We start from the raw sequence: 21,788 nt of genomic DNA on the forward strand, positions 1-21,788 counted from the left end.
TTGTCCACAGGCCGGGTTGAGGCGGCCGGGAGACGTCCCTATGATTCGAACATCAGTTCGAACAGGGGGTGTGTGGTGGCGCCTGGGGCAGTTCCCGCCGGGGTGGACGCGGCGAGCCGGCTGGAGGTCGCACGGGGCCTCTTGCGGCGGATGGAGCGACCGGCCCGGTCGGAGGGGGCGCGCGCGTCGCCCACCCCGGGCGACGACGGGCGGGTCCTGCCCGTCGCGGCCCCGCTGGCGCGGGTCCTGCCCGCCGGCGGGCTGCGCCGGGGGTCGACGGTCGCGGTCGGCGCCGGCCCGGGGTCGACGTCGTTGCTGTTCGCGCTGCTGTCCGCGGCATCCGCGAGCGGGGCGTGGGCCGGGGTGGTCGGCCGTCCCGACCTGGGGCTGCTCGCCGCGGCCGAGGCCGGTGTCCGGCTGGATCGGCTGGCGCTCGTGCCCCGGCCGGGGCGGGATCTCGTCGCCGTGGTCGCCGCGCTGGTCGACGGGCTCGACCTGGTGGCGGTGGCGGGCCACGAGCGGGCCGGGGTCCGTGCGGCCGACCGGCAGCGGCTGGCCGCGCGGGTCCGGCAGCGGGGTGCGGTGCTGGTCGCGCTCGGGGCGTGGCCGGGAGCGGATCTGGAGCTGAGCTGCACGCGCGCCGCGTGGCAGGGGCTGGTGGGTGCGGGCGCGGGACGGCTGCGGGCGCGGCACGTGCAGGTCCGGGTCCGTGGACGCGGGATCGCTCCCGACGGTCGGACCGCGGGGATGCAACTGCCCGGCGGGTCCGGGGCCGTGGAGCCGCCGGCGGACGACGCCGTGTCCGTCCCGCTGCAGGCCGCCGCGAGGGCGGCGGTGTGAGCGCGCCCCGGGGGAGCGCGTCCCCGGCGAGCGCGTCCCTGACCAGCGGGTCGGAGCCGGTGAGCGGGGAGCGGCCCGTCCGGGTGCTCGCCCTCTGGTCGCCCGACTGGCCGGTCACGGCCGCGGCACTGGCCGAGGGCGTGCCGTCGCACCGGCCGGCCGCGGTGGTCGTGGCCAACCGGGTGCTGGCCTGCTCGGCCACCGCCCGCGCGCAGGGGGTGCGACGGGGGCTGCGGCGCCGGGAGGCCCAGGCCCGCTGCCCGGAGCTCGCGGTGCTGGGACGGGACCCGGAGCGCGACGCCCGGCTGTTCGAACCCGTCGTCGTCGCGGTGGAGGAGCTGGCGCCGGGCGTCGAGGTCGTCCGCCCGGGGCTGGTGGCGCTGCCGGCCCGCGGGCCCGCGGGATTCTTCGGCGGGGAGCTGGCCGCTGCCGAGCGGCTGGTCGACCAGGTGGCGGCCCGGACCGGGGTGGAGTGCCAGATCGGGGTGGCCGACGGGTTGTTCGCCGCGGTGCTCGCCGCCCGTCGTGGGGTCTCGGTCGAGGCCGGTGCCACCCGGGCGTTCCTCGCGCCGATGGGGGTCGAGGAGCTCGACCGGGAGCCGGAGGTCGACCGTTCCGAGCTGGTCGGGCTGCTGCGCCGGCTCGGGCTGCGCAGCCTCGGCGCCTTCGGCTCGCTCGAGGCGGCCGACGTCGCCTCCCGGTTCGGCGCCGACGCGGTGCTGGCCCACCGGCTCGCCCGCGGGCTCGATCCCCGCCCGCCCGTGCGCAGGCACCCGCCGGAGGAGCTGGCCGTCGAGCTGGAGCTCGACCCACCGGTCGACCGGGTCGACGCGGCCGCCTTCGCGGCCCGCGGGCTGGCCGAGTCGCTGCACCGGGTCCTCGCGGGCCACGGCCTGTCCTGCACCCGGCTCGGCGTCGCGGCGACGACGGCGTCGGGGGAGGAGCTGCTGCGCGTCTGGCGGTGTGCCGAGCCGCTCACCCCGGCGGGAACGGTCGACCGGGTGCGCTGGCAGCTCGACGCCTGGCTGACCCGCGGTGGATCGGGCGCGGTCGTGCGGCTGCGGCTGACCCCGGAGGAGACCGTCACGGCGGGGGCACTGCAGCTCGGGCTGTGGGGAGAGGTCGGGGTGGCCGACGAGCGGGCCGGGCGCGCGCTCGTCCGGGCCCAGGCGCTGCTCGGGCCCGCGGGGGTGGTCACCGCCGTGCTCACCGGAGGGCGCGACCCCGCCGAGCGGGTTCGGTTGGTGCCGTGGGGCGACGCACGCGGGACCCTCGACGGAATCTCCGACGACCGCGCCGGTCCGCTCGTCCCGGCACCCGGGCCACCGGTGGTCGACGGGGTGGCCGGTGGGCCGCAGGACCCGGTTCCCGACCTCCCGGAGGACGACCCTGCCGACGCTCTCGCCGACGTCCTGGCCGACGCCCTCGAAGACGGCCCCGACCGCGATCTCGACGGCTACCCGGCAGCGAGGTGTCTCGCAGGGGGCCCGGGTTCGTCGGGCCCGGGTTCGTCGGGTTCGGCTCCGGGTGGTTCTCCAGATGGTTCGGCTCCGGATGGTTCGGCTCGTGATGGTTCGGGCGTGGAGGGCTCGGCTCGTGATGGCAGGGGCGCGGCGCCGGGTGCGGGGGAGGCCGGGGGCCGGGAGGGCGGGGCCTGGGAGCCGCGCCGGGAGCGGCCCGAGATCTCCCGGGACGGGTCGGGACCGCGGCGTGATGGGCGGGGCGCGGGGCGCTCCGGGCGCCCGGGCGGATCGGGACGCGGGCGTTCCCGGGAACCGGGGCCGGGGATCGCGCCGGCACTCTCGCCCAGCGGCCCCCCGCGGCGCAACGCCCGCCGCGGTACCCGCCGTACCCGTCCCGTCCGGTCCGCCCGGCCGGCCCTGCTGGCGCCGCCGCCGGTCTGGCCCGGGCGGCTGCCCGCGCCGTCGCCCACGACGGTGCCGGTCGACCCGCCCGCCGTCGACCTGCTCGACGCCGCGGGCGATCCCGTCGGGCTGCGGGAGATCGACCTGCTCGCAGGGGTGCCCGTCCGGGTGCGGGTGGCCGACGGCCCGTCGGGGGAGGTCGTGGCGTGGGCCGGGCCCTGGCCGGTGCAGCAGCGCTGGTGGGTGCCCGGGGCGGCCGGCTCGACCCGGCTGCAGGTCGTGCTCGACGACGGCACGGCCCTGCTGCTGACGGCCACCCGCGGGAGGTGGTGGCTCACGGGCGTCTACGACTGACCAGCACGCGCCCGGCGACCCCGAACGGTCGCACGGTACGGCTCGAAGTACGTTGAGCCGCGCACACCGCCCGTCGGGGAAGGAACCGTCATGAGGTCGGGAAGACTTGCGCATGTCCACAACGTCGAGGACATGCGCCGCCTGGCGCGTCGGCGTCTGCCCAGGGCCGTCTTCGACATCGTCGACGGTGGCGCCGGCGACGAGGTGACGTTGCGCCGCAACCGGGAGTCGCTCGACCGCATCGCGCTCAAGCCCCGTGCGCTGGCCGACGTGGCGAAGGTCGACACCTCCACGACGATCCTCGGCGACCCGGTGTCGGTGCCGTTCATGCTCGCACCCTGCAGCTCCGCCCGGATGTGCCACAGCGCGTCCGAGCCCGCGGTCGCCCGTGCGGCGGGCAGGTTGGGAACGGCGTTCGCGGTGGCGGGCGGGGCGAGTGAGAAGCCCGAGGTGATCGCGAGGGCCGCGACGGGCCCGCTCTGGTACCAGCTCTACATGAAGCCCGAGCAGCAGGCGAACGTCGAGCTCGTCGACCGTGTCGAAGCGGCCGGCTACCGGGTGCTGTGCGTGACCGTCGACAGCGCGATCAAGCCGTACCGCGAGAAGGACCTGCGCAACCGGGTCGGGATCCCGCTCAAGATCTCCCCGCAGCTGGTGCTCGCCGGAGCGTCGCGGCCGTTCTGGGCGCGCGACTACCTCCTCGGGCAGTCGGGCGGCGGCCTCGGCCGCATCGCCGCCCGGGCGGCGCGGGTCAACCCGCTGGCCAAGGGCGCCTCCGCGCGGTCCGCGCCCGCCGAGCCCGCGGTCGAGCCCGCCGGCCCCGCGCTCGACGTCATGGCGGCCAAACGGGCCTACGACAACCTCGCCGACGCGATCAGCCACGTGAAGTCCGTGACGGTCGACGACATCCGCTGGCTGCGGGAGCGCTGGGCGGGCCCGCTGGTCATCAAGGGCATCCTGCGCGGCGACGAGGTTCCGCAGCTCGTCGACCTCGGCGTCGACGGCATCGTCGTGTCCAACCACGGCGGCCGGAACATGGACGGTGCGCCGGCGACGATCGACGTCCTCGGTGAGGTCGTCGACGCCGCCGCCGGGCGGGCCGAGGTGTTCCTCGACAGCGGGGTGCGCCGCGGTGCCGACGTCGTGCGGGCGCTGGCCCTGGGGGCGCAGGCCGTCCTGGTCGGCAGGCCCTACATGTTCGCGCTGGCCGCGGCCGGCGAGGCGGGCGTCGACAGGGTGCTCGAGCTGCTGCGCAACGAGGTCGTCCGGGTCATGTCGCAGCTCGGCGCGGCCACGGTCGACGAGATCGACGCGTCACTGGTCGACCTCGGGCGCTGACGCGTCGGGAGATCCTCACCGCGGGCTGGCGTTGACGTCGGCGTCAAGGTCTAGCGTCGTCATCGAGGGGGAGGGATGGCGATGCGGATCGGTGAGCTGGCCGACCGGGTGGGCGTGAGCACCCGGACGCTGCGGCACTACGAGTCGCTCGGTCTGCTGCCGGGGCGGCGCGGGTCCAACGGCTACCGCGTCTACGATGACGCCGACGTGCGTGCGGTCCGTGAGATCCGCATGCTCGTCGGGCTGGGTTTCGCCCTGGAGGAGACGCGCCCGTTCGTCGACTGTCTGCGCGCGGGGCACGAGCGGGCGGGCAGCTGCCCCGACTCGCTCGCGGTGCTGCGTCGCAAGATCGCCGAGGTCGACGAGTCGGTCGACCGGCTCCGTCGGGTCCGCGCCGAGCTCGGCGACCAGCTCGTCGAGGCCACGCACGCCCGGTGCGAGTTCTCCCTGTTCTCGCCCTGACGGGCCCCTGAGGCCCCGTGACGGGGTGCACGTCGCCGGCCGGATCCGGTCGGTCCACACGTTCGACGTCCCTGGGAGGACGCATGTCCGGAAACGGTTCGCTGCCCGCGGTCACCGATGCGACGTTCGCCGCCGAGGTCCTCGAGTCACCGGTGCCGGTGCTGGTCGACTTCTGGGCGACCTGGTGTCCGCCGTGTCGCATGGTCGCGCCGGTGCTCGCGCAGATCGCCGCCGAGCGGGCGGGCCGGCTTCGCGTCGTGTCGATCGACGCCGACCTGAACCCGCAGGTCAGCCGGGACAGTGAAGTGATGTCGATGCCGACGATCGACCTCTACGTCGGGGGCCGGCGCGTCGCGCGCGTCATCGGCGCACGGGCCAAGTCGGCGCTCGACCGGCTCCTCGACGAGCACCTGCCGGCGCCCGCACCGGCCTGATCACCTGGCCCGAGGCGGGTCAGGCCGCGGCGCGCGGCGTCGACGAGCTCCTCCGCGAAGGTCACGGCCGCCGGACCGAGCTCGGCGCGGCGGGGGTCGTGCGCGCTCGCGTAGAGACCCTCGACGAGGAGCGCGAGGCGGTCGGTGAGCACATCGGGCTCGGCCACTCCCAGACGCGCGACGAGCCGCGCGAGGCGCTCGCGCGAGTCGGCGAGGAAGCGCCGGGCGATCGTGTCCCCGTCGCCCCCGACGTCGGGGGACTCGGTGAGGAAGTTGCGCAGCGGGCAGCCCCGGAAGCCCGGACGGGCGACCCGCTCGCCACTCTCCCTGACGAGCGCGAGGAGCTGCGCGCGGGGGTCGTCGCCGGCAGCGGTCACGGCGGCATCCATCGCGGCGTCGCGCTCGCGGCGGAACCGCTCGAGATGCGCCGCGACGAGGTCGCCCTTGCTCGGGAAGTGGGTGTAGAGCAGGTTCTTTCCGCAGCCCGCGTCGTGGACGACCTCGGCCATCCCGACCGCCCCGATCCCACGGGACGCGAACAGCGCGGACGCGACGTCGAGAATCCTGTCGCGTGCGTCGGGATCGGCCCTGCGAGCCACGTCCGCCTCCTCGGTCCACGTGCCGCCGGTCCGGAACGGCGGGCTTCGCCGTCCATTGTGACGGACCGATCAGTCCCTCAACTATTGACGCCGACCGATGCATGGCGCAACCTCGGGCGAGTGAATCGGACCGATCGGTCCGTAATCTCGAGGAGCCGCCGTGAGTCCGGATGTCGACGACCCCGCCGTCCCATCCAGGACGGGGCCCCGGCCGGACGCGCCCGCGCGGAGCCGGCCAGGTCTCACCCTGCTGGTCGTGGGCTCGTCGGCGTTCCTCGCCTCGCTCGACCTGTTCATCGTCAACATCGCGTTCCCGGTGCTGCGGGTCGACTTCGGCGCGAACCTCGTCGGACTGTCCTGGGTGCTGAGCGGCTACACGGTCGTCTTCGCGGCGTGCCTCGCCCCGGCGGGCCGGCTGGCCGACCGCGTAGGGCGCAAGCGGTTGTTCGTCATCGGTGTCGCCCTGTTCGCGGTGGGTTCGGCGGCGTGCGCGGCCGCGCCGTCGGTCGGGATGCTGGTCGCGGCACGTGTGGTGCAGGCGATCGGCGCCGCGCTCGTGACGCCGACGGGCCTGGCCCTGCTGCTGACGGCCTTCCCGGCGCAGCGGCGCGCCTTCGCGGTGGGGGTGTGGGCCGCGCTCGGCGCGGCCGCCGGGGCGCTCGGGCCGCCGCTGGGCGGGCTGCTCGTCGTCGCGTCGTGGCGGTGGGTGTTCCTGGTCAACCTGCCGGTCTGTGTGGTGGTGCTGGTCGTCGCGCCCCGGTTGCTGCGGGAGTCGCGTGACGCGTCCGGCGCGCTGCCCGACCTGCTCGGTGCGCTCGCCCTGCTGGGTGGCGTCGGTGCGCTCGCCTACGCGCTGGTCGAGGCACCGACCGCCGGCTGGACGGACGGCCCGGTCCTGGCGGCGTTCGTCGTGGCGGCGGCGCTGTTCGTCGTGCTCGCGGCGCGGTCGCGACGGCATCCCGCGGCGATCGTCGACCCGACGATGCTGCGCATCCCCACGCTGTCGCTCTCGAGCGTCGCGATGCTCGTGTTCTCCGCGGCCTTCGCCGCGATGGTGTTCGGCAACGTCATGTTCCTGACGGGGCTGTGGCGCGACTCGACGGTCGTCGCCGGGCTGGAGATGGCCCCGGGTCCTGCGATGGTGGTCGTGGTCGCGATGCTCGGGTCGCGGCTGGTGCAGCGGATCGGCCCCGGGCCGACGGCCGTCATGGGCGCGCTGTCCTACGCCACGGGGATCACGGTGTGGGTGCTGCGGATGACCGCGGGACCGGACTTCGCGACGACGATGCTGCCGGGCCAGCTGCTCACCGGCCTCGGCATCGGGCTGGCGATGCCCGCGCTGACCGGCGTCGTCGGCGCCGTCCTGCCGCCCGACCGGTGGGGCGCGGGTTCGTCGATGGTCAACACGACCCGGCAGATCGGGATGGTGCTGGGTACGGCGGTGATCGTGGCGATCTACGACGCGTCCGGCGGTCCGACGACGTTGACCGCGTTCCGGCACGGCTGGACCTTCCTGCTCTGCTGCGCCGGGCTCACGATCGTCTGCGGGCTGGCGGTCGCGCGGCGGGCGGGCCGCGACCACGATGCCGCCGCGCAGCGGTTCACCGGGCCCGTCGCCGCCGCTCCCGGGCGGGCGTGACCCTGTGGACAACCGGATCTGATCGAACGGGTGTTCGAGTAGACTTCGGGGCGTGGGTTTCAACAATCCCGACGTCAGCTGGTCGGAGCTGGAGTCGGTGCTCTCGGGCCGGCCGCGCGACGGCGCGTCCCTCACCGGCGGCCCCCCGGAGGGCGACGGTGGGGACAGCCCCGCGTGGTCGCGCAAGCGCGAGCCCTACCGGGCGCCGACGTTCGACGCCGCGGCGGGCACCCGGGTGCCCTACGCCGAGCTGCACTGCCACTCCAACTTCAGTTTCCTCGACGGGGCGAGCCATCCCGAGGAGCTGGTCGAGCAGGCCGCCCGGCTGGGGCTCGACGCTCTCGCGCTCACCGACCACGACGGGATGTACGGCGTGGTCCGCTTCGCCGAGGCGGCGGCCGAGCTGGGGGTCGCCACGATCTTCGGCGCGGAGCTGAGCCTGGGGCTGTCGGCCCCGCAGAACGGCGTCCCCGATCCCGAGGGCAGCCACCTGCTGTTGCTCGCCCGGGATCCCGACGGCTACCGGGCGCTGTGCCGGGTGATCAGCGCGGCGCAGCTGCGGGGGCGGGAGAAGGGCCGGCCGGTCTACCGCGTCGACGAGATCGTGGAGCAGACGGCCGGGCACGTCGTGGCGCTCACCGGTTGCCGCAAGGGTGCGGTCCGGCAGGCGCTGGCCGCGGGCGGTCCCGTGGCGGCCGAGGAGGCGCTGGGCTGGCTGGTCGAGCGGTTCGGTCGCGAGGGTGTGGCGGTCGAGCTGACCCATCAGGCCCTGCCCGGCGACACCGAGCGCAACGACGCGCTGGCCGCCCTCGCGGCCCGCGCCGGGCTGCCGACGGTGGCGACCACCGGTGCGCACTACGCCGAGCCGGGCCGCTACCCGTTGGCCGCTGCGATGGCCGCGGTCCGGTCCCGGCGCAGCCTCGACGAGGCCGACGGCTGGCTCCCGCCCGCGGGCACGGCCAGGCTGCGGTCCGGGGCCGAGATGGCCGCCCGCTTCGAGGACCGGTACCCGGGGGCGGTGGCCCGGGCCGCGGCGCTCGGCCGGGAGTGTGCCTTCACCATCGACCTCGTCGCGCCCGACCTGCCGCCGTTCGAGGTCCCCGACGGTCGCGACGAGGCGTCGTTGCTGTGGGAGCGGGTGCGCAAGGGGGCGATGTGCCGCTACGGCAGCCAGGCGGAGAACCCCGAGGCGGCCGAGACGATCGAGCGCGAGATGGAGATCATCGTCGCGAAGAAGTTCCCCGGCTACTTCCTGATCGTCCACGACATCGTCGAGTTCTGCCGCCGCAACGACATCCTCTGCCAGGGCCGGGGATCGGCGGCCAACTCGGCGGTCTGCTTCGCGCTCGGCATCACCAACGTCGACGCCGTGGCCTGTGGGCTGCTGTTCGAGCGTTTCTTGTCCCCGGCGCGCGACGGCTACCCCGACATCGACCTCGACATCGAGTCCGGCCGGCGTGAGGAGGTCATCCAGTACGTCTACGGCCGCTACGGCCGGGGCTGTGCGGCGCAGGTCGCCAACGTCATCACCTACCGGCCGCGGTCCGCGGTCCGCGACATGGCCAGGGCGCTGGGCTTCTCGCCCGGCCAGCAGGACGCCTGGAGCAAGCAGATCGAGCGCTGGCACGGCATCGGCGGTCCCGACGGGCCACCCGCGCCCGAGGGGATGCCGCCCGCCGTGCTCGCGCTCGCCGAGCAGCTGCTCGGCTTCCCCCGGCACCTGGGCATCCACTCCGGCGGGATGGTGATCTGCGACCGCCCGGTCTCCGAGGTCGTGCCCGTCGAGTGGGCGCGGATGGAGGAGCGGACCGTCGTGCAGTGGGACAAGGACGACTGCGCGGCCGCGGGACTGGTGAAGTTCGACCTGCTCGGCCTGGGGATGCTCACCGCGCTGCACACGATGATCGACCTCGTCGCCGCGCACCACGGCCTGCGGGTGGAGCTGTACGAGCTGCAGCCGACCGACCCCGAGGTCTACGCGATGCTGCAGCGGGCCGACTCGGTCGGGGTGTTCCAGGTCGAGTCGCGGGCCCAGATGGCCACACTGCCCCGCCTGAAGCCGGAGCGGTTCTACGACCTCGTCGTCGAGGTGGCGCTGATCCGGCCGGGACCCATCCAGGGCGGCTCGGTGCACCCCTACATCCGGCGTCGCCGGGACCTGGAGGAGTGGCATCACGACCACCCGCTGCTCGCGGGCGCGCTCGACAAGACCCTCGGCGTCCCGCTGTTCCAGGAGCAGCTGATGCAGGTCGCGGTCGACGTCGCCGGGTTCTCCGCAGCCGACGCCGACGAGCTGCGCCGGGCGATGGGTTCCAAGCGCTCGACCGAGAAGATGGAGCGGCTGCGCGGCCGCTTCTACGACGGCATGGCCGCCAACGGGATCACCGGCGAGGTCGCCGAGGGCATCTTCGCCAAGATGCTGGCGTTCGCGAACTTCGGCTTCCCCGAGAGCCACTCGATCAGCTTCGCGTCGCTGGTCTACCAGAGCGCCTGGTTCAAGAGGTACTACCCGGCAGCCTTCTGCGCGGCGCTGCTCAACTCCCAGCCGATGGGGTTCTACTCACCGCAGTCGCTCGTGGCCGACGCCCGCAGACACGGCGTCCTGGTCCGTGGTCCCGACGTCTGCGAGGGTGGCGCGGAGGCCACGTTGGAGCCCGACCCGCGCAGCGAGGGCGGTGTGGCGATCCGGCTCGGACTCGGTGAGGTGCGCTCCGTCGGGATCGAGAAGGCCGAGGAGATCGAGGCCGAGCGCGTCCGTGGTGGGCGCTACCGCGATCTCGCCGACCTGGCTCGCAGGGTCCGGCTGACGGCACCGCAGGCCGAGGCGCTGGCCACCGCGGGGGCGTTCGGCTGCTTCGGGATCGACCGCCGGTCGGCGCTGTGGGCGGCGGGGGTCGTGGCCGGGGTCCGGCCCGAGCACCTGCCGGGTGCGGCGGTCGGGTTGGAGGCACCCGCGCTGCCGGGGATGACCGATGTCGAGCTGACGGTCTCGGACGTGTGGGCCACGGGCGTCTCGCCCGACAGCCACCCGCTCCAGCACCTGCGTCCGCGGCTCGACGAGCTGGGTGCGGTGCCCGTCGCGAGGCTCGACGAGGTCGGGCGGCGCGCGATGACGGGGACCGCGCACCGGATGGGGCGACGGGGCCCGCAGGAGGTCGACGCGCTGGTCGAGGCGCTCGACCCCTACGACCCCGACGTGCGGCCACCGCGGGTGCTGGTGGGCGGTCTCGTCACGCACCGGCAGCGGCCCGCGACGGCGGGCGGGGTCACCTTCATCAACCTGGAGGACGAGACCGGAATGCTCAACGTGACCTGTTCGGAGGGGCTGTGGGCCCGTTATCGGTCGGTGGCGCTGGGCAGCAGCGCGCTCCTCGTGCGCGGGAGGCTGGAACGCAGTCCGGAGGGAGTGCTCAACCTCGTGGCGGATCGGCTGCAGAAGTTGCCGCTGGCCGTCGCCGTTCCGTCACGCGACTTCCGTTGAACAAGATCGTGAATGGTCGGGTGGTGGTCGGGAGAATGCAGGACGCCCCGCCCGGGAACGGGCGGGGCGTCCGGGAGAAAACGGATCTACTTCACCATCGGACTGCCCATGGGCATCGAACGTCCGCCGAGATCCTGTCCCATTCCGTCCACGAGCACGTAGGCGAAGATCGCGCAGAAGATGAACGTCGTGATTCCGGCGATCGGGAACAAGCTCGTGTTTCCGGCGCTGACGCCGATGAATGCCAGCGCGAACGTCGCGTCGACGAACAGGAGCCCGAGCGTGAACACGATCGGGAGCCGCAGCGTCGCCAGCGTGACGATCACGAAGACGATCAGGAAGGACAGCAGATACGTCCGCTGCACCGACGCGACCTGGGCCGCCTGGGTGATACCCCACCAGCCGCTGGTCAGACCCACGACGAGCAGCGAGAAGCTGAGCCAGAAGGCCGAGAACACGCCGAGCACGGCCGCGACCGTGTTCATCGCGAGGCGCCCTGCCCAGATGGTGGCCACGAGCATGAACAGGCCGGTGCAGAGCGAGAGCGCGGGGATCATCCCGCCGGGAAGCGTCGCGGTGTCGAGATAGCCGACGAACCAGAGTCCGAGGGTGATGCCGCCCGGCAGAAACGTCGTCAAACCAAGCAGGAGGGGATTTCCAACGGGGGTCGGGGCAGCCGTTTCGGCAGCGGCATGCGCCCCGGACTGCACGTCGCTTTCAACGCTCATGACCACACTCCTCGTCGAGACGGTCACCGGCGACGTCCCACGCCGCCGGTGGTCCGATTGTGCGCTCCGACACTGCTTCTGACACCCCTGCGAACGGGCACTGCGGGCGACGGATCAGGTGAACCCGTGGTGACGACAGGGCTCGTCGGTCGAAAGTCGAATCGATCGGGGGATGCGCGCGCCACCTACTGGTCGGACGGTCTGATCGGTATGGCACGGTTCGGGAATGGGTCCACGGACGGTCGACGCCGCCGACGACGAGTTCGAGGACGAAGACTTCTCCGAGATCGTCGCCGCTGGGGCCACATGGGCCCGCCGACGATTCGTGCGGTGCTCGTTCTCCGGATCGGATCTGCGCGGACTGCGTACGGACGTCTGCACCTTCGACGAGTGCGACTTCCGCGGTGCCGACATGGGCGACTCCGAGCACCGCGGCAGTGCGCTGCGTACCTGCTCGTTCCAGGGCGTGACGCTGCTCGGTTCGACCTTCCGGGGCTGCTCGCTGCTCGGCAGCACCCTGCTCGACGCCCGGATGCGCCCGATCAGCTTCGTCGACTGCGACCTGACGCTCGTCTCGCTGGGCCGCGCCGACCTGCGCGGCACCGACCTGTCGGGGCTGCGGCTGCGCGAGGCCAATCTCGTCGAGACCGACCTGCGCAAGGCCGACCTGCACGGCGCCGACCTGTCCGGTGCCCGGCTGCGGGGCGCGCGTCTGGAGGGCGCCGACCTCCGGGGCGCGCGCATCGACGCCGACGGCCTCGTCCAGGCGCGGCTCGAGGGTGCCACGGTCGACGCCGCGACCGCGGTGCGCTTCGCGGTCGCGCACGGCCTGATCATCAGCTGACGCCGGCCGCCCTGCCCGCCCGTCCTCTCCCGCCCCCGCGCAGGGCCCGGGACCCCGCCCGCCCGCTCGACCGGCCACCCCCGACCCCGCTCCCCGATCACCGCACGGCGCCGTCGTTCGGACGGCCCGCGCGGCGGCGGGACGGCGCGGACGTCGGCAGATCGTGCGTCGGCACAATGGGCGCCGTGACGGCGACGGTGATGGACGGGAAGGCGGCGCTGGCCGGAATCCTCGGTGAGCTGGCCGAGCGCGTCGAGAAGCTGGCGGCCGCCGGTCGCACCCCCGGCTTGGGCACCGTCCTCGTCGGCGACGATCCCGGCTCCCGCTCCTACGTGCGGGCCAAGCACCGGGACTGCGAGAAGGTCGGCATCCGGTCGATCCGTCGTGAGCTCCCGGCCGACGCGACCCAGGCGCAGGTCGAGCAGGTCGTCGACGAGCTGAACGCCGATCCCGGGTGCACCGGCTACATCGTCCAGCTCCCGCTGCCGGCGGGGCTCGATGCAGGCGCGGTGCTCGAGCGCATCGACCCGGCCAAGGACGCCGACGGTCTGCACCCGGTCAACCTCGGCAGGCTCGTCCTCGGTGAGCCGGGCCCGCTGCCGTGCACCCCGCGCGGGATCGTGGAGCTGTGCCGTCGGTACGGCGTGGACCTGGACGGGGCGCGGGTGACGGTCGTCGGACGTGGCGTGACGGTCGGCAGGCCGCTGGGCCTGCTGCTCACCCGGCGCAGCGAGAACGCGACCGTCACGTTGTGCCACACCGGCACCCGCGACCTCGCCGCGGAGGTCCGGCGGGCCGACGTGGTCGTCGCCGCGGCGGGGGTGCGCGGGCTGGTCTCCGCGGACATGGTCCGGCCGGGGGCGACGGTGCTCGACGTCGGCGTGACCCGCACCGACCTGGGGCTCGTCGGCGACGTCGCGCCGGAGGTCGTCGAGGTCGCGGGCCTGCTGGCTCCGATGCCCGGCGGTGTCGGCCCGATGACCCGCGGCATGTTGCTCACGAACGTCGTCGAGGCGGCCGAGCGGCAGGCGGCGGCCGGATGAGGACGCGGATGCCGAGCCGGGGCTGGCGCGTCCTGCTGGCCGAGCACGGCGCACTGCTGCTCGTCCTGGCGATCGCGCTCGCCGGCATGCTGCGCGTGCTGCAGGCGCACTGGCGGGAGGGCGCCGTGCTGCTCGGGGGGGCGCTGATCGTCGCGGCGGTGTTGCGGGTCGCGCTGCCCCAGGAGCGCGCGGGGCTGCTCGCGATCCGCAGCAAGGTCGTCGACGTACTGCTCTACTCCGGCTTCGGGCTGGTCATGACGGTCCTCGCGGTGACCATCACCCGCGTCAAGCTGTCGGCGCCGTGACCGGGACGCAACGGGGTGGACGTCACCCGGGCACTCCGGGGCTTTAGCAGTACGCTTGTCCGGAGAAGAGACGCGTCCACGAAGGGAGCGCCCGCCGACATGGCGAAGATCAAGGTCGAGGGCACGGTCGTCGAGCTCGACGGCGACGAGATGACCCGGATCATCTGGCAGTTCATCAAGGACAAGCTGATCCACCCGTATCTGGACGTGAATCTCGAGTACTACGACCTCGGGATCGAGACCCGGGACAAGACCGACGACCAGATCACCGTCGACGCCGCGAACGCCATCAAGAAGCACGGCGTCGGCGTCAAGTGCGCGACGATCACCCCCGACGAGGCCCGCGTCGAGGAGTTCGGCCTGAAGAAGATGTGGCGGTCCCCGAACGGGACGATCCGCAACATCCTCGGCGGCGTGATCTTCCGCGAGCCGATCATCATCTCGAACATCCCGCGCCTGGTGCCGGGCTGGACGAAGCCGATCATCGTCGGCCGCCACGCCTTCGGCGACCAGTACCGCGCCACGGACTTCAAGTTCCCGGGCGAGGGCACGCTGACGGTCACCTTCACCCCGGCCGACGGCTCGGAGCCCATCCAGCACGAGGTCTTCCAGGCCCCGGGCTCGGGCGTCGCGATGGCCATGTACAACCTCGACGAGTCGATCCGCGACTTCGCGCGCGCGTCGATGAACTACGGCCTCACCCGGGACTACCCGGTCTACCTCTCGACCAAGAACACGATCCTCAAGGCCTACGACGGTCGCTTCAAGGACCTGTTCGCCGAGGTCTACGAGACGGAGTTCAAGGAGCAGTTCGAGGCCAAGGGCCTGACCTACGAGCACCGCCTGATCGACGACATGGTCGCCGCGGCGCTGAAGTGGGAGGGCGGCTACGTGTGGGCCGCCAAGAACTACGACGGTGACGTGCAGTCCGACACCGTGGCCCAGGGCTTCGGCTCGCTCGGCCTCATGACGTCCGTTCTCATGACGCCCGACGGCAAGACCGTGGAGGCCGAGGCTGCCCACGGCACCGTCACCCGCCACTACCGCCAGCACCAGGCCGGCAAGCCGACGTCGACCAACCCGATCGCGTCGATCTACGCCTGGACCCGGGGCCTGGCCCACCGCGGCAAGCTCGACAACAACCCCGAGCTCATCGCGTTCAGCGAGGCGCTCGAGGACGTCGTGGTGAAGACCGTCGAGAGCGGCAAGATGACCAAGGACCTCGCGCTGCTGATCGACAAGGACGCGCCGTTCCAGACCACCGAGGAGTTCCTCGAGACGCTGGACGCGAACCTGCAGAAGGCCCGCGCCTGACCCGGCGGACCCACCCGCGCGGCGCGCATCCCGTCCGGGGTGCGCGCCGCGCGGCGTTTCGGGGGGTCACCGGGGCGTCGCTCTCGGCTACGGTTGACCCGTCCCCGCGCACGGACCGCGCACCGAGAGGCGACCGGTAGACCATGGCGTCGAAGATCAAGATCCCGAAGCTCGAGTCGTCCAGCTTCAAGGGCTGGGCGTTCGTCCTCGTCGCGGGCTCGATCCTCACGGTGCTGGCGTTGATCGACGCCGGGCAGTTCGGCACGGGGGCCACGGGGTCGACGGGGTGCGTCATGATCGTGACGGCCGACCAGGTCAACGTCCGGCCGAACCCGGGGACCGAGCTCGCTCCGGTCGCCACCCTGAACAAGGGCAAGGAGGTCGACGCGCAGCGCGTCGTCACCAACGGCTTCCGTCAGCTCGCCGGGGAGAACCGCTGGGCGCTCGACTCGAGCCTCGCCCCGAAGGCCGGATCGAGCTGCTGACCCGGCGTCACGCCGCCCGGAGCCGATCTGCCAGGCTCGGCGCGTGCTCACGGTCAGCTCCGTCAACGTCAACGGCATCCGTGCCGCGGCGCCCAAGGGTCTCACCGCCTGGCTGGCCGCCACCGACGCCGACGTCGTGTGCCTGCAGGAGACCCGCGCCCGGCACGAGGACCTGCCCGACGAGCTCCTCGGCGTGCTCGAGCGCGCCGGCTGGCTGCTGACGCTCGCCCCGAGCGACGCTGCGCAGGGCCGCGCCGGGGTCGGGGTGCTGACCCGCGTCGCGCCCGAGGCCGTCCGGGTCGGCATCGACGCCGCCGAGTGGGCCGCTGCCGGGCGCTACGTCGAGGTCGACCTGCCCGGGCTGACGGTCGCGTCGCTCTACCTGCCCAACGGGACCGTCGGCACCCCGCGCCAGGACGAGAAGGACCGCTTCCTCGCCGCGTTCGCGCCCTACCTGGCCGAGCGGCGCGAGAAGGCCGCCGCCGAGGACCGCGAGGTCGTCGTGTGCGGGGACTGGAACATCGCCCACACCGAGGCCGACATCCGCAACTGGCGCGGCAACGTCCGCAACTCCGGGTTCCTCCCGCACGAGCGCGCCTGGCTCGGCGAGCTGTACGGCTCGGGCTGGGTCGACGTCGTCCGCAGCCTGCACCCGGGTGTCGACGGGCCGTACTCGTGGTGGTCCTATCGCGGCCGGGCCTTCGACAACGACACGGGCTGGCGGATCGACCTGCACGTCGCCACGGCGGGGCTGGCGGCGCGGGCGAGCAGCGCCGTCGTCGAGCGGGCACCCAGCCACGCCGAGCGCTGGTCCGACCATGCGCCGGTCACCGTCCGGTACGCGCCGTGACCACGGGTCGGGTCGTCGGCGGGCGCTACATCGTGCTCGACGAGCTGGGCCGCGGCGGGATGGGCGTCGTGTGGCGGGCGGAGGACCGCGTGATCGGCCGCCAGGTCGCGGTCAAGGAGCTGCGGCTGCCCGAGGGGCTCTCGGCCGAGGAACACAGCCGCTTCCGCGACCGGCTGCTGCGCGAGGCGCGCACCGCGGGCCGGCTCAACCACCCCGGCATCGTCACGGTGCACGACGTCGTCGCCGACGGGGGCGTCGACCACATCGTGATGGAGCTGCTGGAGGCCGACACACTGAGCGACGTCGTGTCCCGCCGCGGTCCCCTCGACGAGCGGTCGGCCACCGAGGTCGCCCGCCAGGTGCTGGCCGCGCTGCGCCGGGCCCACGCGGGCGGCGTCGTCCACCGCGACGTGAAGCCGAGCAACGTCATGCTCGGTCACGACGGTCGCGTCACCCTCACCGACTTCGGCATCGCGCACGCGGCGGACGACCCCCGCCTGACGACGACGGGCCTGCTCGTCGGCTCGCCCGGATACATGGCGCCCGAACGGCTGGAGGGCGCTCCGGCCGCGCCGCCCGCCGACCTCTGGGCGCTCGGCGCGACGCTGTACTACGCCGTCGAGGGCACCGGCCCGTTCAACCGGGAGACCACCCCGCAGACGATCTACGCCGTCATCCACGAGGACCCGCCGCCGCCGCGGTGCACCGGCCCGCTCGCCGCGGTGATCGCAGGCCTGCTCATCCGCGACCCCGCGGCGCGACTGACCGCCCAGCAGGCCGAGGCCATGCTCGTCGGTCCGTTGACCGTGACGGGCGCGCTCGCGAACCACTCGACGGTCGCCACGACGATGCCCGGCGCTCCCGGTCCCGCGCCGCGGCGGCGGGGAACCGCGGCGCTGGTCGTGACGGGTGTCGTCGCGCTCCTCGTGGGCCTGGCGCTCGGAGTGTGGGGCGGTGCGTCGCTGCTCGGCGGGGACGATTCGACGTCGGTCCGCACCCTCACCTACGGCGAGGGTGGTGACCTCGCGCAGTTCGCCTTCGCCTACCCCACGTGCCTCAACGCGCAACTCGCGCCGGGCCGCGTCGTCACCTCCGACGCGTCGGCGAACTGTACGGGCCCGCACGACTTCGAGCTCTACGAGGCGCTCACGCCCTTCGACACGACCGTGGCCATCCCGTACCCGCCGGCGGAGGACCTCGCGCGCTACGGCGCCGCCGCCTGCACGCTGATCTTCGAGTCCGGCCGGATCAGCGGGCCGGACAAGGGCGAGCTCACCGTGACCGTGCTCGTCCCCACGGAGCAGGCCTTCGACGCCTCGACCGTGAACCGGTCCGAGGGTGCGCGCTCGCTGCTCTGCCTGCTGTCCCGCGGCGACGGCGGCCAGCTGACCGGGACCCGGATAACCGACGGCTCGTGACGGGCCGGCGTGGTCGAATGTCGGTCGTGAGCATCGAGACCCCCGACCACCCCAACGTCGTCCGCGTCCGTGAGCGCCTGCTCGCCGGTGGCGCCGATCCGGCCAGGGTCGGCCGGCTCCGGGTGCTGCCCGACGAGGTCCGCACCGCCGCGGCAGCGGCCGCAGCGCTGGGTGTCGAGGTCGGGCAGATCGCGAACTCCCTGGTCTTCGACGCCGACGGCGAGCCGCTGCTCGTCCTGACCTCCGGTGCGCACCGCGTCGACACCGGCAAGGTGGCGGCGACGATCGGCGCCTCGTCGGTGGGCCGGGCGACACCCGAGTTCGTCCGGGCGGCCACCGGCCAGGTGATCGGGGGTGTCGCGCCCGTCGGTCACCCGGCGCCGCTGCGGACGCTCGTCGACCGCGCGCTCGCCGACTTCCCCGAGATCTGGGCCGCGGGCGGCATCCCGCACGCCGTCTTCCCGACGACCTTCGACGAGCTCGTCGCCGTCACCGGCGGCACCCCGACCGACGTCGCCTGACCCGCAGACCCTGCGCGGCAGCGGCACACTCGAGCGCACCCTGAGGTTCGTCGCGCGGCGGGTCCCGAGGCCCTGTGCGGCGACAGCACACCCCCGAGCGCAACCTGGCGGTCGTCGCGGCGGGCTCGGGGAGCAGCAGGGTTGCGGCCGGCCTGCGGGGCGCAACCTCACGGTCGCGGATCGGCCGCGGCGGAGCAGTGGGGTTGCGCTCGGAGGGGCCGGGCCGAGAGGCCGGGGTCGTGAGCGCCGCGCTTCAACCGCGGGGGAGTGCGGTTCTGTTCCGGGCGGGCCGGGGCGTGTGACGAGATCGGGAACGGGTCGCGGGCCGGTCGACCCCCGCGCGGCGGCGACATAGTGTGGCGGCCATGCCCGATGCCCTGCCCGATCCCACCGTCGTGGAGCCCGAGCCGTCGGAAACGGCGTTGCGACGGGCGTTGCGCCGGGTGCGCGACGGGGCCGTCCTGGACGTGACCGAGGCCGCGGTGCTGCTGGCGGCGCGGGGCGAGCATCTCGACGAGTTGCTCGACGCCGCGTCCCGGGTCCGTGACGCGGGGCTGGTCGACGCGGGCAGGCCGGGGGTGGTCACGTACTCGCGGAAGGTGTTCATCCCGTTGACCCGGCTGTGCCGGGACCGGTGTCACTACTGCACGTTCGCGACGGTGCCGCATCGGCTGCCGGCGGCGTTCCTGGAGCGCGACGAGGTACTGGAGATCGCCCGGGCGGGTGCGGCGGCGGGTTGCAAGGAGGCGCTGTTCACCCTCGGGGACCGCCCGGAGGAGCGGTGGCCCGCGGCCCGCGAGTGGCTCGACGCCCGCGGGTACGACTCCACGTTGGACTACGTGCGGGCGAGCGCGATCGCGGTGCTGGAGGAGACCGGCCTGCTGCCGCACCTCAACCCCGGCGTCATGTCGTGGGAGGAGCTGACGCGGCTCAAGCCGGTCGCGCCGTCGATGGGGATGATGCTGGAGACGACGGCCACCCGGCTGTGGTCGGAGCGCTCCGGTCCGCACTACGGCAGCCCCGACAAGGAGCCCGCGGTGCGGCTGCGGGCGCTGACCGACGCCGGCCGGGTCGGCGTCCCGTTCACGACGGGCATCCTGATCGGGATCGGCGAGACCCGCACCGAACGCGCCGAGTCGATCTTCGCGATCCGCGCGGCGGCCCGGGCGCACGGGCACGTGCAGGAGACGATCGTTCAGAACTTCCGCGCCAAGCCCGACACCGCGATGCGCGACGACCCCGACGCGTCGCTGGAGGACCTGGCCGCCACGATCGCGGTCGCCCGCATCGTGCTGGGCCCGAAGATGCGCGTGCAGGCCCCGCCGAACCTGGTCGGGGAGGAGTTCGCGCTGATGTTGCGCGCGGGTATCGACGACTGGGGCGGCGTGTCTCCGGTGACGGCCGACCACGTCAACCCGGAGCGGCCGTGGCCCGCGATCGACGAGCTGGCGGCGCGCTCGGCGGAGGCCGGGTTCACGCTGCGGGAGCGGCTGACGGTCTACCCGCGCTACGTGCGGGCGGGCTCGCCGTGGATCGACACCCGGCTGCACGCGCACGTCGCCGCCCTGGCCGGGCCGGACGGGCTGGCGAACGAGGACGCGGTCGTGGCGGGGCGGCCGTGGCAGGAGCCCGACGGCGGGTTCGCGTCGTCGGGGCGGACCGACCTCCACGAGTCGATCGACACGACGGGCCGGACCGGCGACCGGCGTGGCGACTTCGACTCGGTCTACGGCGACTGGGACGCGATCCGCGACAGCGTCCCGGCCGGGGCGTCGGGCGCCGGGGCCCCGCAGCGGTTGGAGTCGGACGTCCGGGCGGGTCTGGACCTGGCCGCCGCCGAGCCGGCCGCCCTGCTCGACCCGGCCAACGAGGCCGCGGCGATGGCCGTCCTGACCGCGGACGGCCCGGCGCTGGCGGAGCTGGCCCGCCTCGCCGACGACGTCCGTCGCGACGTGGTGGGCGAGGAGGTCACCTACGTCGTCAACCGCAACATCAACTTCTCCAACGTGTGCTACGTCGGGTGCCGGTTCTGCGCGTTCGCCCAGCGCGAGCGCGACGCGGACGCGTTCCGGCTCTCGCTCGACGAGGTCGCCGCCCGTGCGGCGGAGGCCGCGGCCGACGACGCGACTGAGGTCTGCATGCAGGGCGGCATCGACCCGCAGCTGCCGGTCACGTTCTACGCCGACCTGGTCCGCGCGGTGCACGCCGCGGTCCCCGGGATGCACGTGCACGCGTTCTCGCCGATGGAGATCGTGTCCGCGGCGGCGAAGGCCGGGGTGTCGGTGCGGGAGTGGCTCACCGAGCTGCGCGACGCCGGCCTCGGCTCCATCCCCGGCACGGCGGCCGAGATCCTCGACGACGAGGTCCGCTGGGTCCTCACGAAGGGGAAGCTGCCTGCGGCGCAGTGGGTCGAGGTGGTCTCGACGGCGCACGAGCTGGGCATCCGGTCGAGCTCGACGATGATGTACGGCCATGTCGACCAGCCGCGGCACTGGCTCGGCCACCTGCGCACGCTCGCGACGATGCAGGACCGCGCCCGCGCCAACGGCGTGGCCGGGTTCACCGAGTTCGTCCCGTTGCCCTTCGTGCACCACAACGCCCCGATCTACCTGGCCGGGATCGCCCGCCCGGGCCCCACGGAGCGCGACAACCGGGCGGTGCACGCGTTCGCGCGGCTGGCCCTGCACGGGCGGATCGACCACGTCCAGTGCTCGTGGGTGAAGCTCGGGGACGCCCTGTCCGCGGACATCCTGCGCGGCGGCGCCGATGACATGGGCGGAACCCTGATGGAGGAGACGATCTCCCGGATGGCCGGCTCGGAGAACGGCTCCGCCCGTTCGGTCGCCGAGCTCACCGCCATCGCCGCGGCGGCGGGCCGCCCGGTCCGCCAACGGACGACGACCTACGACGGCACCCCGCACCCCCTGACCCCGAGCCGCCGTGCCCTGCCGCTGACCCCTGCCTGACCCGCCCTGCTTGGCGTGTGGCCCGCGGGTCGCACGCACGTACCATCGGGCCCATGGGCGTTCTCGGTGAGCTGTTCCCCGGACCGAAGATCCGGAAGGAGAACGAGGAGTCGGGCACCGGCGAGAAGTGGCAGCTGGGCCCGATCGACCTCGACTCCAACACCGTCGTGCTGCACCGCGGCGGCGACGCCACCCAGGGCGGGTTCGAGGCCGTCGAGGGTGTGGACGCCGACGGCGACGCCGACTAGCCGTGCGCGGCGATGGTCGCCATGGCGACCATCGCCACTCACGACTGGGGCGTG

Annotated in this window: 18 protein-coding genes and 1 pseudogene; 17 read left to right on the top strand and 2 right to left on the bottom strand. The window is 73.8% G+C overall.

Annotated elements, in window-relative coordinates:
• Positions 1-150: 150 nt before the first annotated feature.
• The 5 genes and pseudogenes from PSD17_RS30080 to trxA all read left to right on the top strand — a co-directional run bounded on the left by PSD17_RS30080 (position 151) and on the right by trxA (position 5,293).
• Entirely contained in the window at positions 151-840 is a 690-nt protein-coding gene (locus tag PSD17_RS30080) for a hypothetical protein (protein WP_234028009.1), read from the top strand.
• 83 nt (positions 841-923) lie between these two features.
• Positions 924-2,174 (top strand): annotated as a pseudogene (locus PSD17_RS30085) (DNA polymerase Y family protein); the annotation flags it as partial.
• Between the two features lie 975 nt (positions 2,175-3,149).
• Positions 3,150-4,397, top strand: coding sequence for an alpha-hydroxy acid oxidase (locus tag PSD17_RS30090; protein ID WP_339125802.1), 1,248 nt, complete (start codon positions 3,150-3,152; stop codon positions 4,395-4,397).
• 81 nt (positions 4,398-4,478) lie between these two features.
• Positions 4,479-4,859 carry a MerR family transcriptional regulator gene (locus tag PSD17_RS30095; RefSeq protein ID WP_013677361.1) on the top strand — a complete coding sequence of 127 codons (381 nt, stop codon included), beginning with the start codon at positions 4,479-4,481 and terminating at the stop codon, positions 4,857-4,859.
• An 83-nt stretch (positions 4,860-4,942) separates the two neighbouring features.
• Complete coding sequence (gene trxA, locus PSD17_RS30100) at positions 4,943-5,293, top strand: thioredoxin (protein WP_013677360.1); 351 nt, start codon at positions 4,943-4,945, stop codon at positions 5,291-5,293.
• On the opposite strand, the gene PSD17_RS30105 is transcribed toward trxA, so the two are convergent.
• A complete protein-coding gene (locus tag PSD17_RS30105) occupies positions 5,191-5,892 on the bottom strand; it encodes a TetR/AcrR family transcriptional regulator (RefSeq protein WP_339125804.1) in 702 nt (233 codons plus the stop codon). The genes trxA and PSD17_RS30105 overlap by 103 nt on opposite strands.
• 256 nt (positions 5,893-6,148) lie before the next feature.
• Between PSD17_RS30105 and PSD17_RS30110 the strand changes: the two genes are divergently transcribed.
• Together PSD17_RS30110 and PSD17_RS30115 are read left to right on the top strand one after the other, a co-directional pair.
• On the top strand, positions 6,149-7,531 hold the full coding sequence (locus PSD17_RS30110; RefSeq protein ID WP_339125805.1) for an MFS transporter: 1,383 nt from the start codon (positions 6,149-6,151) through the stop codon (positions 7,529-7,531).
• A 52-nt stretch (positions 7,532-7,583) separates the two neighbouring features.
• Complete coding sequence (locus PSD17_RS30115) at positions 7,584-11,012, top strand: error-prone DNA polymerase (RefSeq protein ID WP_103384264.1); 3,429 nt, start codon at positions 7,584-7,586, stop codon at positions 11,010-11,012.
• A gap of 86 nt (positions 11,013-11,098) precedes the next feature.
• Here PSD17_RS30115 and PSD17_RS30120 read toward each other — a convergent pair whose 3' ends face one another.
• Positions 11,099-11,740 carry an acetate uptake transporter family protein gene (locus PSD17_RS30120; RefSeq protein ID WP_013677356.1) on the bottom strand — a complete coding sequence of 214 codons (642 nt, stop codon included), beginning with the start codon at positions 11,738-11,740 and terminating at the stop codon, positions 11,099-11,101.
• A 226-nt stretch (positions 11,741-11,966) separates the two neighbouring features.
• Here PSD17_RS30120 and PSD17_RS30125 point away from each other — a divergent pair, with 226 nt between their 5' ends.
• The 10 genes from PSD17_RS30125 to PSD17_RS30170 all read left to right on the top strand — a co-directional run bounded on the left by PSD17_RS30125 (position 11,967) and on the right by PSD17_RS30170 (position 21,734).
• Positions 11,967-12,584: a pentapeptide repeat-containing protein gene (locus PSD17_RS30125; RefSeq protein WP_013677355.1), complete on the top strand. Its 618-nt coding sequence runs from the start codon at positions 11,967-11,969 to the stop codon at positions 12,582-12,584.
• Between the two features lie 185 nt (positions 12,585-12,769).
• Complete coding sequence (locus PSD17_RS30130; protein WP_339125807.1) at positions 12,770-13,627, top strand: bifunctional methylenetetrahydrofolate dehydrogenase/methenyltetrahydrofolate cyclohydrolase; 858 nt, start codon at positions 12,770-12,772, stop codon at positions 13,625-13,627.
• A gap of 8 nt (positions 13,628-13,635) precedes the next feature.
• Entirely contained in the window at positions 13,636-13,932 is a 297-nt protein-coding gene (locus PSD17_RS30135; RefSeq protein ID WP_013677353.1) for a DUF3017 domain-containing protein, read from the top strand.
• Between the two features lie 99 nt (positions 13,933-14,031).
• Positions 14,032-15,246: an NADP-dependent isocitrate dehydrogenase gene (locus tag PSD17_RS30140; RefSeq protein ID WP_013677352.1), complete on the top strand. Its 1,215-nt coding sequence runs from the start codon at positions 14,032-14,034 to the stop codon at positions 15,244-15,246.
• Positions 15,247-15,389: 143 nt separating this feature from the next.
• The gene (locus PSD17_RS30145; RefSeq protein ID WP_013677351.1) at positions 15,390-15,731 is read left to right on the top strand and encodes a hypothetical protein; all 342 of its coding nucleotides are present in this window, start codon (positions 15,390-15,392) and stop codon (positions 15,729-15,731) included.
• A gap of 43 nt (positions 15,732-15,774) precedes the next feature.
• On the top strand, positions 15,775-16,581 hold the full coding sequence (locus tag PSD17_RS30150) for an exodeoxyribonuclease III (protein ID WP_339125809.1): 807 nt from the start codon (positions 15,775-15,777) through the stop codon (positions 16,579-16,581).
• A complete protein-coding gene (locus PSD17_RS30155) occupies positions 16,578-17,999 on the top strand; it encodes a serine/threonine-protein kinase (RefSeq protein WP_339125811.1) in 1,422 nt (473 codons plus the stop codon). Before PSD17_RS30150 ends, PSD17_RS30155 begins: the two co-directional genes overlap by 4 nt.
• A gap of 17 nt (positions 18,000-18,016) precedes the next feature.
• On the top strand, positions 18,017-18,520 hold the full coding sequence (locus PSD17_RS30160; RefSeq protein WP_013677348.1) for a YbaK/EbsC family protein: 504 nt from the start codon (positions 18,017-18,019) through the stop codon (positions 18,518-18,520).
• 365 nt (positions 18,521-18,885) lie between these two features.
• On the top strand, positions 18,886-21,486 hold the full coding sequence (locus tag PSD17_RS30165) for a bifunctional FO biosynthesis protein CofGH (RefSeq protein WP_339125813.1): 2,601 nt from the start codon (positions 18,886-18,888) through the stop codon (positions 21,484-21,486).
• A 53-nt stretch (positions 21,487-21,539) separates the two neighbouring features.
• The gene (locus PSD17_RS30170) at positions 21,540-21,734 is read left to right on the top strand and encodes a hypothetical protein (protein WP_013677346.1); all 195 of its coding nucleotides are present in this window, start codon (positions 21,540-21,542) and stop codon (positions 21,732-21,734) included.
• Positions 21,735-21,788 lie beyond the last annotated feature (54 nt).

It is taken from the genome of Pseudonocardia sp. D17 (assembly GCF_036984265.1).
In the GTDB taxonomy this organism is placed as follows: domain Bacteria; phylum Actinomycetota; class Actinomycetes; order Mycobacteriales; family Pseudonocardiaceae; genus Pseudonocardia; species Pseudonocardia benzenivorans.

Bases quoted from the DNA above. Each gene is read 5' to 3' on its own strand.
- PSD17_RS30080 (WP_234028009.1), top strand. From the start codon at position 151: ATGGAGCGACCGGCCCGGTCGGAGGGGGCGCGCGCGTCGCCCACCCCG.
- PSD17_RS30090 (WP_339125802.1), top strand. From the start codon at position 3,150: ATGAGGTCGGGAAGACTTGCGCATGTCCACAACGTCGAGGACATGCGC.
- PSD17_RS30095 (WP_013677361.1), top strand. From the start codon at position 4,479: ATGCGGATCGGTGAGCTGGCCGACCGGGTGGGCGTGAGCACCCGGACG.
- trxA (WP_013677360.1), top strand. From the start codon at position 4,943: ATGTCCGGAAACGGTTCGCTGCCCGCGGTCACCGATGCGACGTTCGCC.
- PSD17_RS30120 (WP_013677356.1), bottom strand. From the start codon at position 11,740: ATGAGCGTTGAAAGCGACGTGCAGTCCGGGGCGCATGCCGCTGCCGAA.
- PSD17_RS30125 (WP_013677355.1), top strand. From the start codon at position 11,967: ATGGGTCCACGGACGGTCGACGCCGCCGACGACGAGTTCGAGGACGAA.
- PSD17_RS30135 (WP_013677353.1), top strand. From the start codon at position 13,636: ATGCCGAGCCGGGGCTGGCGCGTCCTGCTGGCCGAGCACGGCGCACTG.
- PSD17_RS30140 (WP_013677352.1), top strand. From the start codon at position 14,032: ATGGCGAAGATCAAGGTCGAGGGCACGGTCGTCGAGCTCGACGGCGAC.
- PSD17_RS30145 (WP_013677351.1), top strand. From the start codon at position 15,390: ATGGCGTCGAAGATCAAGATCCCGAAGCTCGAGTCGTCCAGCTTCAAG.
- PSD17_RS30160 (WP_013677348.1), top strand. From the start codon at position 18,017: ATGTCGGTCGTGAGCATCGAGACCCCCGACCACCCCAACGTCGTCCGC.
- PSD17_RS30165 (WP_339125813.1), top strand. From the start codon at position 18,886: ATGCCCGATGCCCTGCCCGATCCCACCGTCGTGGAGCCCGAGCCGTCG.
- PSD17_RS30170 (WP_013677346.1), top strand. From the start codon at position 21,540: ATGGGCGTTCTCGGTGAGCTGTTCCCCGGACCGAAGATCCGGAAGGAG.